This is a genomic window from Modicisalibacter radicis (assembly GCF_900961225.1).
In the GTDB taxonomy this organism is placed as follows: Bacteria; Pseudomonadota; Gammaproteobacteria; order Pseudomonadales; family Halomonadaceae; genus Modicisalibacter.
In genome coordinates this window covers 20952-33556 of record NZ_CAAHFN010000011.1, presented here as the reverse complement: position 1 = coordinate 33556, position 12605 = coordinate 20952, and the positions used below count along the sequence as shown (strand labels likewise).

The window sequence follows — 12605 nt, the reverse complement described above, 5'->3', positions numbered from 1 at the left end:
CAAGACGAGGGGCGTCAGGGAAACAGCGACAGCTGGCGCGCGTCGTAGGGGGGCGTCAGGCGCACGCCGACACCCAGCAGGCGTACCGGTCGGCTGCCGCGGGCCCAGGCCTCGTCGAGCAGGGCCAGGCAGTGGGCGACATCGGGCTTCAGGCCACCGCTCTCCAGGGTGGTCAGGGTAAAGTCGTTGAAGCGTACCTTGACGAACACGCCCTTGATGGGGGGATTGCCGTGGCGTTCCAGGCGTTCGTGAAGCCGCTCGACTAGCGCCGGAATCTGTTCGCGGCAGGCGGCAAGATCGGGCAGGTCACGGTGGAAGGTATTCTCGGCGCTCACCGACTTGCGTTCGCGCTCGGTGCGCACCGGGCGATCGTCGATGCCGCGGGCGAGCTCGTAAAGCCGCCGGCCGAACTTGCCGAAGCGCTCGCTCAGCGCCTCCAGTGACCAATGCTGCAGGTCGGCGCAGGTGGCGATGTTCAGCGAGGCCAGCTTGGCGGCAGTGGCCGGGCCGACGCCATGCAGCTTGTTGACGGCCAGGGTGCGGATGAAGGCCTGGACCTGGTCGGGCGCGATGACCGTCAGCCCGTCGGGCTTTTCCCAATCGCTGGCGATCTTGGCGAGAAACTTGCTCGGCGCCACGCCTACCGAAACGCTGATGCCGGTGCGCCTCATCGCCTCGCGCTTGATCCAGTCGGCCATCCATGTCGCGCTGCCGCGGAAGCGGGGCACTTCGCTGACGTCGAGGAACGCCTCGTCGAGCGAGAGTGGCTCCACCAGCGGCGTCAGCTCGTGAAAGATCGCCTGGATGCGCTCGGATACCGCCCGATATCGCGGAAAGTCCGGTGGCAGCAGCGTCAGATCGGGGCACAGCCGCAGGGCCTGCCCGGTGGGCATGGCGGAGTGCACGCCATAGCGGCGTGCCGGGTAATTGCAGGTGGCGATCACGCCCCGCTGCGCGGTGCTGCCGCCGATCGCCAGCGGCACGTCGCGCAGGGCCGGGTTGTCGCGCATCTCCACCGCGGCATAGAAGCAGTCACAGTCGGCATGCAGGATCTTGCGCATGAGTCATCCGTTGGGCGGCATCGCCAGGCGGTAACGTCGACAGGCCCTAACCCAGGGCCTGGCCGCTGCCGCCACGGATCACGCCGACGCCGACCCCCTCGATCTCCAGGTGGTCATGATTCAGGTCGACCTCGATCGGCTCGAACTCGGGATTCTCGGCGAGCAGCCAGACGCGATGCCCCTCGCGCTTGAAGCGCTTGACGGTCACGTCGTCCTCCAGGCGCGCCACCACGATCTGACCGTCGCGGACCCGGTCGGTGCGATGCACGGCGAGCAGGTCGCCCTCGAGGATGCCGGCGTCGCGCATCGACAGCCCGCGCACGCGCAGCAGGTAGTCGGCACGTGGCGAGAAGAAATCGGCGGATAACGGGCAGTAGCGGTCGATATGCTCGGCGGCGAGGACCGGGCTGCCGGCAGCGACTTCGCCGATGATCGGCAGGCCGTTCTCGGTGTCGGCAAGGCCGGTTTCGTTTTCCGGGCCGGCCTGGTTGGGCAGGCGAATACCCCGCGACGTGCCGGGGATCATGCGGATCACGCCCTTGCGGCTGAGCGCGCGCAGGTGTTCCTCGGCGGCATTGGGCGAGCGAAATCCCAGCGCGCGGGCGATCTCGGCGCGGGTCGGCGGATAACCCAGTTCGTTCATGGTCTTGACGATGAAGTCGTAGACGTTCTGCTGGCGCGGGGTGAGAGCGCGAGTCATGTGGCCTCCGCTGGTCGCTTAACGGGTTCGTGGTTAAGTATACAGCATGGAATTGCATCCAGTAATCGACAAAGTTTCGCGTGTCCCGGGCGCCGTCAGCGTGAGCCAGGCGTTTGAAACGCTCTGGTTTGTTGAAGAAACGTTAACCGGGTAGAATGCCGGTCACGTTTAAAACAACCGTTTCCCAACAGGCAGGGACAAGTCATGGCTCAGACCGACACAGTGACGCGGATACTCAATACCGCCGAAGTGCTGTTTGCCGAGCGCGGTTTTGCCGAGACGTCGTTGCGCAACATCACCAGCAAGGCCAAGGTCAACCTGGCCGCCGTGAACTACCATTTCGGTTCCAAGAAGGCGCTGATCCAGGCGGTCTTCGCGCGCTACCTGGATCCGTTCACCGAGCGCTTCCATGCCACGCTCGACGAGCTCGAGGCGCATTACGAGGGGCAGCCGATCCCGCTGGAGGTGCTGCTGGAAAGCATGGCACGCACCGTCCTCGAGGTGCCGGCCGAGCGCAACAGCCTCAAGGTGTTCATGCGCCTGCTGGGGTTGGCCTATACTCAGGCCCAGGGCCATCTGCGCGGGTACATCCAGCAGCAGTACGGCAGCGTTTTCACCCGCTTTGCCGGACTGGTGCGCGAGGCCACGCCCGAGCTGCCCGACAGCGAGCGCTTCTGGCGGCTGCACTTCATGCTGGGGACCGTGATCTTCACGCTGTCCGGGCTCGATGCGTTGCGCGACATCGCCGAGCAGGACTACGGCGAGCATGTCAGCGTCCGCGAGCTGATCCGCCGTTTGCGGCCGGTGGTGGTTGCCGGGATGAACGCGCCGTTGCCCCAGGATCCACAGGCACTGGCGGGGTAGGCATGCGAACACCGCGACTTCACGAGCTGCCGCCGGCGGATGGGCTGTGGCTCGAGATCGACCTTGGATGTCAGTCGCTGACCCTGTGGCAGGGCCGCGAAGCGCTGGAGAGCCATGCCATCTCGTCGGGCGTCGCGGGCAGCGGGCAGCAGGATGGCAGCGGCCGGACGCCGCTGGGCTGGCATTACGTGCGCGCGTCGATCGGCGACGGCGAGCCGCGGGGCACGGTGTTTCGCGGCCGCCGGCCCACCGGTGAAGTGTATGGCCCCGCGCTGGCGGCGGCCCACCCGCAGCGCGACTGGATCCTTACCCGGATACTCTGGCTGTGCGGGCTGGAGCGCGACGTCAATCGCGGTGGTGCCGTCGACTCTCAGCGCCGCTATATTTACCTGCACGGCACGCCCGCCACGGAACCGATGGGGCGACCCGCCTCGCACGGCTGCATACGGCTGCGCGACGAGGCGCTGCTCAATCTGTTCGAGCGGGCCGTGCCGGGGACGCCGGTATGGTTGCACGACTGACCGCCAACGCCTGTTGTCGGGGCCTTCATTGGTCTAGAATCGGCCCCCCTCAAAGCCAAGGACTCCGACCATGACCCAACCGCTCGGCCCGGTGATGCTGGATCTCGAAGGGACTACTCTGAGTCGCGCTGAGCGCGAACTGCTGTCGCGGCCCGAGGTAGGCGGCGTGATTCTGTTCGCGCGCAACATCGTCGATGCGGCCCAGGTGGGCAGGTTGTGCGCCAGCCTGCGTCAGGTGCGCCCGGATCTGCTGTTGGGCATCGACCAGGAGGGCGGCCGGGTTCAGCGGCTGCGCGAGGGCGTGACGCGGTTGCCGTCGATGGCCCGGCTGGGGCGTTGCTACGTGAGCGACCCCCAGCGTTGCCTGCATCTGTGTCAGGAGGCCGGGTGGCTGCTGGGCATGGAGATGGCGGCCTGCGGTCTCGATCTGAGCTTTGCCCCGGTGCTCGATGTCGACGCGGGCGTTTCCAGCGTGATCGGCGATCGCAGCTTCTCTACGGATCCCCGTGCCGTGGCGACGATGGGCGGTGCGTTCATCGAGGGGCTTCACGAGGCCGGCATGGTCGCCGTGGGCAAGCACTTCCCGGGGCATGGCGGCACCGCCGCCGACTCGCATACCCACGAAGCCGTCGATGAGCGGCCGCTGCAGGCGCTGCGCGCCCACGACCTGATCCCCTTCGCCGAGCTGGCCGGGCGCCTCGACGGCATCATGCCGGCGCACGTGGTCTATCCGGCGTTCGACGCGCGCCCGGCCGGCTACTCGCCGAGCTGGCTGGGGCTGCTGCGCGAGGAGCTGGGCTTCAAGGGCACCATCTTCTCGGACGACCTGTCGATGGCGGCCGCCCATGCCGCGGGCGACCCTGCCGCGCGCGCTGTGCAGGCGCTCGACGCCGGCTGCGACATGGTGCTGGTGTGCAACGACCGCGACGCAGCCCGGGCGGTCATCGAGGCCTGCACGGGACGCGCTTCCAAGCGCCCGGCCAGGCTGCGTTATGGCCGCGCCCGGCCGGGGCTCGATACGCTGACGGCACTGAGTCGCTGGCGCAAGGCCCATGCCCAGCTCGAAGCGCTGGTCGACGAGCCCTCGGACCCCGCGCCGCGGAGTTGAGCATGCTGGAGGTATTGGCGCCACTCGAGGACTGGGTCAACGGCCATTTGGGACTGCCCGGCTGGCTGGTCACGCCGGCGGTGATCCTGGCGCTGGCACTGGTCGCCGACCTGTTTGCCCGGCTGGTGGTCTGGCGCGGGGTTCGACTGCTGGAAAAGACCCGCAACCGCTGGGACGATACCCTGCTGCTGGCGGTGCGCCGTCCGCTCTGGGTGGGCATCTGGGGTACCGCGATCATCGGCATGGCGAGCCTGCTTGCCGAGCGCTTCGGCAATCAATGGGCGATCGAGCATGCGCCCACCGCGCTGTGGCTGTTCGTGCTGGTGATGATCGGCTGGAGCGGGATTCGTCTGACCCGGCTGATCGAGAAACGCCTGGTGTTTCCGCCGGCCAGACACCCCGGTCGGCCATTGGATGCCTCGACCGCCTCGGCGCTCAGCAAGCTGGTCGGCGCGACGATCCTAACCCTGGTGGTGCTCGCCATTCTGCAGGCGCTGGGCATGTCGGTCTCGGGGCTGCTGGCCTTCGGCGGGGCCGGCGGGCTGATCGTCGGCTTTGCCGCACGCAACGTGCTGGCCAACTTCTTCGGCGGCCTGGCGATCCATCTCGACAACCCGTTCAAGGTCGGCGACTGGATCAGCTCGCCGGATCGCGAGATCGAGGGCGTCGTCGAGGATATCGGCTGGCGGCTGACACGCATTCGCACCTTCGACTCGCGCCCGCTCTACGTACCCAACATGATTTTCGGCTCGATCGCCGTGGTCAATCCGTCGCGCATGCTCAACCGGCGCATCTTCGAGACCCTGGGGCTGCGCTATCGCGATATGGGGCAGCTGGAGGACGTCGTTTCACGGGTGCGCCGCTATCTCGAACAGCACGACTCGATCGATCAGGACAACCTGCTGCTGGTCAATTTCCATACCTACGGCGCCTACTCGCTGGACATACTGATTCACGCCTATACCCGTACCACGGACTGGGGCGAGCATCAGGCGATCAAGCAGGAAATACTGCTGCGTATCGCCGACATCGTCGACGAGGCGGGCGCAGCCATCGCCATGCCGGCCCGCGAGCTGCATCTCGCCGATGCCTTGCCGTTTCGCCAGACCGAGGAGGCGCAGAGTCTCCAAGAGGATGCCGAAGCATCCCAGAGCGGCGAAAGGCCGCCTTCAACGCTGGATTCATCGCGTCACGCCGCTTCCCACCGGGAACGCGCACGTGGCCCCTCCGCAAGCGACAGCGACGCCAATCCCGATGTCTGAAAACGAAAGCACGCACCACGATTCCCTCACCGTCATGCGTGAGCTCATGGACAATGCCGATTGTCTGATCACCCAGTCCCAGGTCGAGCGTGCCCTCGACCGCATGGCCGAAGCGATCACCGACAGGCTTGGCGACAAGCTGCCGGTCTTCTACTGCGTCATGAATGGCGGACTGATCACCACCGGTCACCTGTTGACGCGGCTCGGCTTCCCGCTCGAGGTCGACTACCTGCACGCGACCCGCTATCGTGGCGGCACCCGGGGCGGCGAGCTGTTCTGGCGGGTATCGCCGGAGGTGCCGATGGCCGGCCGGCATGTGGTGATCGTCGACGACATCCTCGACGAGGGCGCCACGTTGGCGGCGATCCTGGCCTATTGTCGCGAAGCGAAGGCGGCCAGCATCTCGACCGCGGTGCTGGTCGACAAGCGGCACGAGCGCAAGGCGGCGCCGGATCTCAAGGCCGATTACTGCGGCCTCGAGGTCGAGGACCGCTATGTGTTCGGCTTTGGCATGGACTACAAGGGGTACTGGCGCAACGCGCCGGGGATCTTCGCGCCGAAGGGCATGTGATCGCCCCTTCGGGGCGAGCTGCAAGCTTTAAGCTTTAAGAAAAACCCCGCGAGCGTCAGGCCCGTGGGGTTTTCTTATAGCTTACGGCTTACAGCTTACAGCTCAGGCCAGCCCCAGCTCCCGGGTGGCGGTCTCGCGCATCTTGAATTTCTGAATCTTGCCGGTGACGGTCATCGGGAAGGCATCGACGAACTTGACGTAGCGCGGCACCTTGTAATGGGCGATGCGCCCCTGGCAGAACGCCCGGAGCCCTTCCTCGTCGAGTTGCTGGCCGTCGACCAGCTTGACCCAGGCCATTACCTCCTCGCCATACCTGGCGTCAGGCACGCCGATCACCTGAACGTCCGAAATCGCCGGGTGGGTATAGAGAAAATCCTCGATCTCGCGCGGGTAGATGTTCTCGCCGCCGCGGATGATCATGTCCTTGATGCGCCCGGTGATCGCCACGTAACCCTCGTTGTCCATCTGTGCCAGATCGCCGGTGTGCATCCAGCCGGCGGCGTCGACCGACTTGTCGGTGGCCTCGGCGTTCTCCCAGTAGCCGAGCATCACGCTGTAGCCACGGGTGCACAGTTCGCCGCGCTCGCCGCGTGCCACGATTCGGCCCGAGGAGGGGTCGACCAGCTTGACCTCCTGATGGGGGTGGATGGTACCCACGGTGGTCACGCGCTTGTCGAGCGGAGCGTCGGTCTGGGTCTGCAGGCTCACCGGGCTGGTTTCGGTCATGCCGTAGCAGATGCTCACTTCCTTCATGTGCAGCTTGTCGATCACCTGGCGCATCACCTCGATGGGGCAGATCGAGCCGGCCATGATCCCGGTGCGCAGCGACGACAGATCGAAGCGGGCGAACTCGGGATGCTCGAGCTCGGCGATGAACATCGTCGGCACGCCGTAGAGCGCGGTCGCGCGCTCCTCGGCCACCGCCGTGAGGGTGGCCAGCGCATCGAAGCCCTCGCCGGGATAGATCATCGCCGCGCCGTGGGTCATGCAGCCCAGGTTGCCCATCACCATGCCGAAGCAGTGATACAGCGGGACCGGAATCACCATGCGGTCCTCGGCGGTGAGCGCGATGCGTTCGGCGACGAAGAAGCCGTTGTTGAGGATGTTGTGATGCGACAGCGTGGCGCCCTTGGGCGCACCGGTGGTTCCCGAGGTGTACTGGATGTTGATCGGATCATCGAACTGCAGGCTGGCCTGGAGAGTGGCGAGCTCCTCGGCGCTCGTCTCGTCGGCGTGTTCGAGCAGCGCAGTCCAGGTGAGCATGCCGGGCAGCGCCCAGTCGTCGTCGAGGCACACCACACGCTCGAGATCGGGCAGCCGCTCGCCGGCGAACGTCGCACCGGCGAGCGTCGCACCGGCCGTTTCATTCAGCGCCGGTACCAGCTCGGCGATCATGTCGGCGTAGCGCGAGGTCTTGAAGGCACCCTGCAGGATCAGCGTCGAGGTGCCCGACTGGCGCAGCGCGTACTCGAGCTCGTGGCTGCGATAGCTGGGATTGATGTTGACCAGGATGGCGCCGATCTTGGCGGTGGCGAACTGGGTGATCGCCCACTCGGCGCGGTTGGTCGCCCAGATGCCGACCCGATCGCCGCGCGCCACCCCCACGGCGAGCAGGGCGCGGGCGGCGCGATCGACCTCGACCCGAAGGCTCTTCCAGGTATAACGCAAACCCTGATGGCGGCTGATCAGCGCATCGTGATCCGGGTAGCGGGCGACGGTGGCGTCGAAGCAGTCGCCGATGGTCTCGCCCTTGAGCGGTCGTTCGGCGATACCGCTGACGTAGCTGGGCTGTTTCACCGGGACGACGTGGGGGGTGGCTGGGTTCGTCATCGCTGATTCCTGCTTGTTCTTGTCGGTCAAGGCAATCTTCAGGGACTCGGTTTCAGGAACTGGCGCGCTGCCGCGACAGTGAGGCGAGGGAGTCGCGACAGCGCGCCTCGACATCGTCGAGTTCGTTCTGCAGGGCCTGAATATCCTGCAACTGCCGGGTGAGTGCGGCGCGCTTCTCGTCGAGGATGTCGAGCATGCGACGTAGCTGGCGTTCATCGCCGTCGGGCGCATGGTCGTAAAGATGGATGACCTCGCGGATCTCGGCCAGCGAAAAGCCCAGTCGCTTGCCGCGCAGGGTCAGCTTGAGGCGCACCCGGTCCTTGTCGTGATAGATGCGCGTCTGGCCGCGGCGCTCGGGATCGAGCAGGCCTTCCTGCTCATAGAATCGAATGGTGCGAGGGGTAACCTCATAGCGCCGTGCCAACTCGCCGATGGTGTAGGTGCGGCGGTCGGTGTCGCGTGCAGCGGCACTGGCGGGGGGCTCTGGCATGTGATTGATCCTCGCGGTCGATGGCAATGACACCTACGTCATTGCTCCCGTCGCCCTAGGCTAGAGCAGGCTTACGTTTACGTAAAGTAGACTAACGGCCGTCTTGTCCGCTCACTACGCGCTGCTAGGTTAGAGCGACGAGCCATCGAAACGCTAGCCGAGGAATCCCGGTCATGGACTTCGCCCTGAGTGACGATCAACGTGCCCTGCAGCAGGCCGCCGCCGACTTCGCCCGGGCGGAGCTCGCTCCGCACGCCGCCGAATGGGACGCCACCGCGCATTTTCCCGTAGAGGTCATCCGCCGCGCCGGCGAAGCCGGCTTTCTGGCCATCTACGTCGACGAGGCGCGCGGCGGGCTGGGGCTGTCGCGCCTCGACGCCGCGCTGATCTTCGAGCAGCTCGCCCAGGGATGCGTGTCGACCACCGCCTACCTGACGATTCACAACATGGCGACCTGGATGATCGCCAACTGGGGCAGCGAGGCGCTGCGCGAGCGCTGGATCGAGCGCCTGGCCAGCGGCGAGCTGCTGGCGTCCTACTGCCTGACCGAACCCGGTGCCGGTTCTGATGCCGCCAGTCTGTCGACCCGGGCGGTGCGCGACGGCGGCGACTATTGCCTGACCGGCAGCAAGATGTTCATCTCCGGAGCCGGCGCCACCGACGTGCTGGTGGTGATGGCGCGCACCGGCGCGGCGGATTCGGGCGCGGCGGGCATTTCGACCTTCCTGGTGCCCGCCGACAGCGCGGGGATCGAGTACGGCAAGAACGAGGAGAAGATGGGCTGGAAGAGCCAGCCGACCCGGCTGGTCAGCTTCGATGCCGTGCGGGTGCCCGCCGGCAACCGGCTGGGCGAGGAGGGCGAGGGCTTCAAGCTGGCCATGAAGGGGCTCGATGGCGGGCGTCTGAACATTGCCAGCTGTTCGCTGGGCGCCGCCCAGCAGGCGCTGACGCTGTCCCGGGACTATCTTCACGAGCGTAGGCAGTTCGGTCGCGAGCTGGCGACGTTCCAGGCCCTGCAGTTCAAGTTCGCCGACATGGCCAGCGAGCTGCTCAGCGCCCGACTGATGGTCCGGCACGCCGCCTGGCAGCTCGATCGCGGCGATCCCCAGGCGCCGGCCCACTGCGCCATGGCCAAGCGCCTGGCCACCGACATCGGTTTCCAGGTCTGCAACGACGCCCTGCAGTTGCATGGCGGTTATGGCTACATCCGGGAATATCCGCTAGAGCGCCTGGTGCGCGATACTCGCGTCCATCAGATCCTCGAGGGGACCAACGAGATCATGCGCCTGATCGCCGCGCGTCGGCTGTTCGAACCGGGTGTCGTCGAGCTGCTGCAGTGAGCGGCGATCATCGAACAGGGGACGCAACAACCAAGGGGGACCGCCAGATCATGACTCAGGATGCCGTGCTTTTCGACGAGTGGCCAACCCGCGACGGACGTCGCATCGGGGCGGCGACCCTCAATGCGCCGCGCTCGCTCAACGCCCTGTCGCTGGCGATGATCGAGCAGCTCCAGGCGCGCCTGACGCGTTGGGCCGGTGATCCGGCGATCGCCGCGGTATGGCTCGAGGGAGCGGGCGACAAGGCGTTCTGCGCCGGCGGCGATGTCGTCGCCCTGTATCGCGCCATGCGCGGCACCGAAGGCTCCGAGGATGAAGGCTTCGCCGCGCGCTATTTCGCCGCCGAGTATCGTCTCGATTACTGCATCCATCGCTACCCCAAGCCGCTGATCGTCTGGGGCGACGGCATCATCATGGGCGGTGGCCTGGGCTTGATGGCCGGCGGCGGCGAGCGGGTGGTCACCGAAACCTCGCGCATCGCCATGCCGGAAATCACCATCGGCCTTTACCCCGACATCGGTGCCAGCTGGTTCCTGGGCCGGATGCCCACGGGAGTGGGTGCCTACCTGGGCCTGACCGGCGCCCAGTTGAACGCCCGCGATGCCTTGCTGGCAGGGCTGGCCGATCGCTTCATCCCGCGGGAGCGGCGCGCGACGGTGATCGCCGCCCTGCAGCAGGAGGACATCGCCTGCCCGGGCGGCGTCGCCGCGCTGCTGGCGGCGTTCGAGGCGCGCGGCCAGGTGCCCGAAAGCCCGCTGCTGGCGCATTTCGACACTATCCAGAATCTGGCTGGCGTACCCCATGTCGGCGGTGCGGTGCGGCGCATCCTCGACGACTCGCACGCCGATCCCTGGCTGGCCGCCAATCGTCGGCGTCTGGCGGAGGGCTGCCCGACCACCGCCCATCTGCTCTGGAGCATGCTCGCGCGTCACCGTCACTCGAGCCTCGCCGATACCTTCCGCGACGAACTCAACCTGTCGGTGCAGTGCACCCGCCATGCCGACCTCGCCGAGGGCGTGCGGGCGCTGCTGATCGACAAGGACAAGGCGCCGCTCTGGTCGTACCCCGACGTGGCCAGTGTGCCACCGTCGGCGATCGAGGATTTCCTGGCCCCGCTGTGGTCGCCAGGGGAACACCCGTTGCGCGATCTATGAAGCCGGTGCGGAAAACGAAATGGCCACCAACAACAATCACGGGAGCACAGCATGTCAGCCATGAAAATCGCCTTTATCGGACTGGGCAACATGGGCGCGCCGATGGCCGAGAACCTGGTCAAGGCCGGCTTTGACGTGACGGTCTTCGACCTGGTCGAGTCCGCCATGCAGACTCTGGAACGGGCCGGCGCGCATCGCGCGTCCTCGGCCAGCGAGGCCGTCCGTGGCGTCGAGGTGGTAATCTCGATGCTGCCGGCCGGCGCACATGTCCGCAGCCTCTACCTGGGCGACGATACGCCGGGACTGCTCGATGCGCTCGATGGCAAGCCGCTGCTGATCGATGCCTCGACCATCGCGCCCGACGATGCGCGAGCCGTCGCCGAGGCGGCCGCGGCGCGCGGCCTGAGCTGTCTCGACGCGCCGGTATCGGGTGGCGTCGGCGGCGCCCGGGCCGGCACCCTGACCTTCATCGTTGGCGGCAGCGCCGAGGCATACGCCCAGGCCCGGCCGCTGCTCGAGGCGATGGGCAAGAACATCTTCCACGCCGGCGACAGCGGCGCCGGCCAGGTCGCCAAGCTGTGCAACAACATGCTGCTGGGCATACTGATGAGCGGCACCGCCGAGGCGCTGGCGCTGGGGGTCAGGAACGGGCTCGACCCGGCGGTGCTCTCGGAGATCATGCAGCAGAGCTCGGGGGGCAACTGGGCGCTCAACGTCTACAACCCCTGGCCGGGCGTGATGGAGCAGGCGCCGGCCTCCAACGATTACCAGGGCGGCTTCCTGGTCGACCTGATGGGCAAGGACCTGGGCCTGGCGACGACATTGGCGCTGGAATCCCGAGCGGCGATCCCGATGGGCGCCCAGGCGCGCAACCTGTATACGCTGCACGCGTCACAGGGCAACGGTCGGCTCGACTTCTCGAGCATCCAGCGTTTCTACCGTAGCGGCGAGCAGGACGCCTGACGCAACGGGCGCAAGCGTATCGCCGAGGCCCGACGATGCGCATTGCCTGGCGCCGACGGGCTTCTATGCTGAGGGGAGGCCGACGGCCGAAAACCACCCTGAAACCGAGGAGGTAGCGTGATGCCCCAGGTACTGCTCGCGATCGCCGATGGAAGCGAAGATATCGAAACGGTAACCCTGATCGATGTATTGCGGCGCGCCGACATCGCGGTCAGCGTGGCTTCGGTGACGACCGACGTCACCGTGACGCTGGCGCGTGGCACCCGGCTGGTCGCCGACAAGTGTCTGACGGCGGTCGACCCCGACAGCGAATTCGACGCCATCGTGCTGCCGGGGGGCATGCCGGGCGCCGAGCGGTTGCGCGACAGCGAGGCGCTGAGCGCACTGTTGAAGCGTCAACGCCAGCGAGAGGGCTGGATTGCCGCCATCTGCGCCGCCCCCGGTGTGGTGCTGGCCGCCCATGATCTGGTGCGCGGTCACATGGTCACCGGCTTCCCGGCCTTTCAGGCAGCGCTGACCGATGCCGGGGGGCATCTTTCGCAGCATCCGGTGGTCGAGGATGGACGGCTGGTCACCAGCCAGGGACCGGCGACGGCGATGGGCTTCGCCCTGCACCTGGTGGGCCTGCTGGTCGACGAAGCGACCGAGAGGCGCATTGCCGAGGGCTTGCTGGTGGTCGGTCGGGAATCGGACCTGCAACGACACTGAAGCGCGCCAGGAGGCGGGCCGAGGCGCCGCCGC

General features: G+C 66.9%; 12 protein-coding genes and 1 pseudogene. 9 read left to right on the top strand and 4 right to left on the bottom strand.

The window, feature by feature from the left end; all coding sequences use genetic code 11:
• Positions 1 to 14 precede the first annotated feature (14 nt).
• A complete protein-coding gene (gene dinB / locus HR9077_RS00170) occupies positions 15 to 1061 on the bottom strand; it encodes a DNA polymerase IV (protein ID WP_136063924.1) in 1047 nt (348 codons plus the stop codon).
• A 46-nt stretch (positions 1062 to 1107) separates the two neighbouring features.
• A complete protein-coding gene (gene lexA, locus HR9077_RS00165) occupies positions 1108 to 1761 on the bottom strand; it encodes a transcriptional repressor LexA (protein WP_136063921.1) in 654 nt (217 codons plus the stop codon).
• Positions 1762 to 1965: 204 nt separating this feature from the next.
• On the opposite strand from lexA, the gene HR9077_RS00160 reads away from it, so the two are divergent.
• The 5 genes from HR9077_RS00160 (at position 1966) to HR9077_RS00140 (ending at position 6087) form a co-directional block, all read left to right on the top strand.
• Positions 1966 to 2625 carry a TetR/AcrR family transcriptional regulator gene (locus HR9077_RS00160; protein ID WP_136063919.1) on the top strand — a complete coding sequence of 220 codons (660 nt, stop codon included), beginning with the start codon at positions 1966 to 1968 and terminating at the stop codon, positions 2623 to 2625.
• Positions 2626 to 2627: 2 nt separating this feature from the next.
• On the top strand, positions 2628 to 3146 hold the full coding sequence (locus tag HR9077_RS00155) for a L,D-transpeptidase (RefSeq protein WP_136063917.1): 519 nt from the start codon (positions 2628 to 2630) through the stop codon (positions 3144 to 3146).
• Positions 3147 to 3216: 70 nt separating this feature from the next.
• Positions 3217 to 4254 (top strand): beta-N-acetylhexosaminidase, encoded by a 1038-nt coding sequence (gene nagZ, locus HR9077_RS00150; RefSeq protein ID WP_136063915.1) that lies wholly within the window; start codon positions 3217 to 3219, stop codon positions 4252 to 4254.
• 2 nt (positions 4255 to 4256) lie between these two features.
• Entirely contained in the window at positions 4257 to 5516 is a 1260-nt protein-coding gene (locus HR9077_RS00145; protein WP_136063912.1) for a mechanosensitive ion channel family protein, read from the top strand.
• The gene (locus tag HR9077_RS00140; RefSeq protein WP_136063910.1) at positions 5509 to 6087 is read left to right on the top strand and encodes a hypoxanthine-guanine phosphoribosyltransferase; all 579 of its coding nucleotides are present in this window, start codon (positions 5509 to 5511) and stop codon (positions 6085 to 6087) included. The genes HR9077_RS00145 and HR9077_RS00140 overlap by 8 nt, the downstream gene beginning before the upstream one ends.
• A 102-nt stretch (positions 6088 to 6189) precedes the next feature.
• On the opposite strand, the gene HR9077_RS00135 is transcribed toward HR9077_RS00140, so the two are convergent.
• Both HR9077_RS00135 and HR9077_RS00130 read right to left on the bottom strand, forming a co-directional pair.
• Positions 6190 to 7917 carry an AMP-binding protein gene (locus tag HR9077_RS00135; protein ID WP_136063908.1) on the bottom strand — a complete coding sequence of 576 codons (1728 nt, stop codon included), beginning with the start codon at positions 7915 to 7917 and terminating at the stop codon, positions 6190 to 6192.
• 52 nt (positions 7918 to 7969) lie between these two features.
• Positions 7970 to 8407: a MerR family transcriptional regulator gene (locus HR9077_RS00130; RefSeq protein WP_136063906.1), complete on the bottom strand. Its 438-nt coding sequence runs from the start codon at positions 8405 to 8407 to the stop codon at positions 7970 to 7972.
• Between the two features lie 173 nt (positions 8408 to 8580).
• Between HR9077_RS00130 and HR9077_RS00125 the strand changes: the two genes are divergently transcribed.
• From HR9077_RS00125 to HR9077_RS00110, 4 genes and pseudogenes are all read left to right on the top strand, one after another.
• Positions 8581 to 9747 (top strand): acyl-CoA dehydrogenase family protein, encoded by a 1167-nt coding sequence (locus HR9077_RS00125; protein WP_136063904.1) that lies wholly within the window; start codon positions 8581 to 8583, stop codon positions 9745 to 9747.
• Between the two features lie 50 nt (positions 9748 to 9797).
• Positions 9798 to 10901, top strand: a complete 1104-nt coding sequence (locus tag HR9077_RS00120) for an enoyl-CoA hydratase/isomerase family protein (RefSeq protein ID WP_136063902.1) — start codon at positions 9798 to 9800, stop codon at positions 10899 to 10901.
• 36 nt (positions 10902 to 10937) lie between these two features.
• A pseudogene (mmsB, locus tag HR9077_RS00115) lies at positions 10938 to 11864 on the top strand (3-hydroxyisobutyrate dehydrogenase); the annotation flags it as partial.
• 120 nt (positions 11865 to 11984) lie between these two features.
• Positions 11985 to 12572 carry a DJ-1 family glyoxalase III gene (locus HR9077_RS00110; protein ID WP_210725812.1) on the top strand — a complete coding sequence of 196 codons (588 nt, stop codon included), beginning with the start codon at positions 11985 to 11987 and terminating at the stop codon, positions 12570 to 12572.
• Positions 12573 to 12605 lie beyond the last annotated feature (33 nt).

What these genes read in the sequence shown, in the direction of transcription:
- dinB (WP_136063924.1), bottom strand. Translation starts at nt 1,061, where the DNA reads ATGCGCAAGATCCTGCATGCCGACTGTGACTGCTTCTATGCCGCGGTG.
- lexA (WP_136063921.1), bottom strand. Translation starts at nt 1,761, where the DNA reads ATGACTCGCGCTCTCACCCCGCGCCAGCAGAACGTCTACGACTTCATC.
- HR9077_RS00160 (WP_136063919.1), top strand. Translation starts at nt 1,966, where the DNA reads ATGGCTCAGACCGACACAGTGACGCGGATACTCAATACCGCCGAAGTG.
- HR9077_RS00155 (WP_136063917.1), top strand. Translation starts at nt 2,628, where the DNA reads ATGCGAACACCGCGACTTCACGAGCTGCCGCCGGCGGATGGGCTGTGG.
- nagZ (WP_136063915.1), top strand. Translation starts at nt 3,217, where the DNA reads ATGACCCAACCGCTCGGCCCGGTGATGCTGGATCTCGAAGGGACTACT.
- HR9077_RS00145 (WP_136063912.1), top strand. Translation starts at nt 4,257, where the DNA reads ATGCTGGAGGTATTGGCGCCACTCGAGGACTGGGTCAACGGCCATTTG.
- HR9077_RS00140 (WP_136063910.1), top strand. Translation starts at nt 5,509, where the DNA reads ATGTCTGAAAACGAAAGCACGCACCACGATTCCCTCACCGTCATGCGT.
- HR9077_RS00135 (WP_136063908.1), bottom strand. Translation starts at nt 7,917, where the DNA reads ATGACGAACCCAGCCACCCCCCACGTCGTCCCGGTGAAACAGCCCAGC.
- HR9077_RS00130 (WP_136063906.1), bottom strand. Translation starts at nt 8,407, where the DNA reads ATGCCAGAGCCCCCCGCCAGTGCCGCTGCACGCGACACCGACCGCCGC.
- HR9077_RS00125 (WP_136063904.1), top strand. Translation starts at nt 8,581, where the DNA reads ATGGACTTCGCCCTGAGTGACGATCAACGTGCCCTGCAGCAGGCCGCC.
- HR9077_RS00120 (WP_136063902.1), top strand. Translation starts at nt 9,798, where the DNA reads ATGACTCAGGATGCCGTGCTTTTCGACGAGTGGCCAACCCGCGACGGA.
- HR9077_RS00110 (WP_210725812.1), top strand. Translation starts at nt 11,985, where the DNA reads ATGCCCCAGGTACTGCTCGCGATCGCCGATGGAAGCGAAGATATCGAA.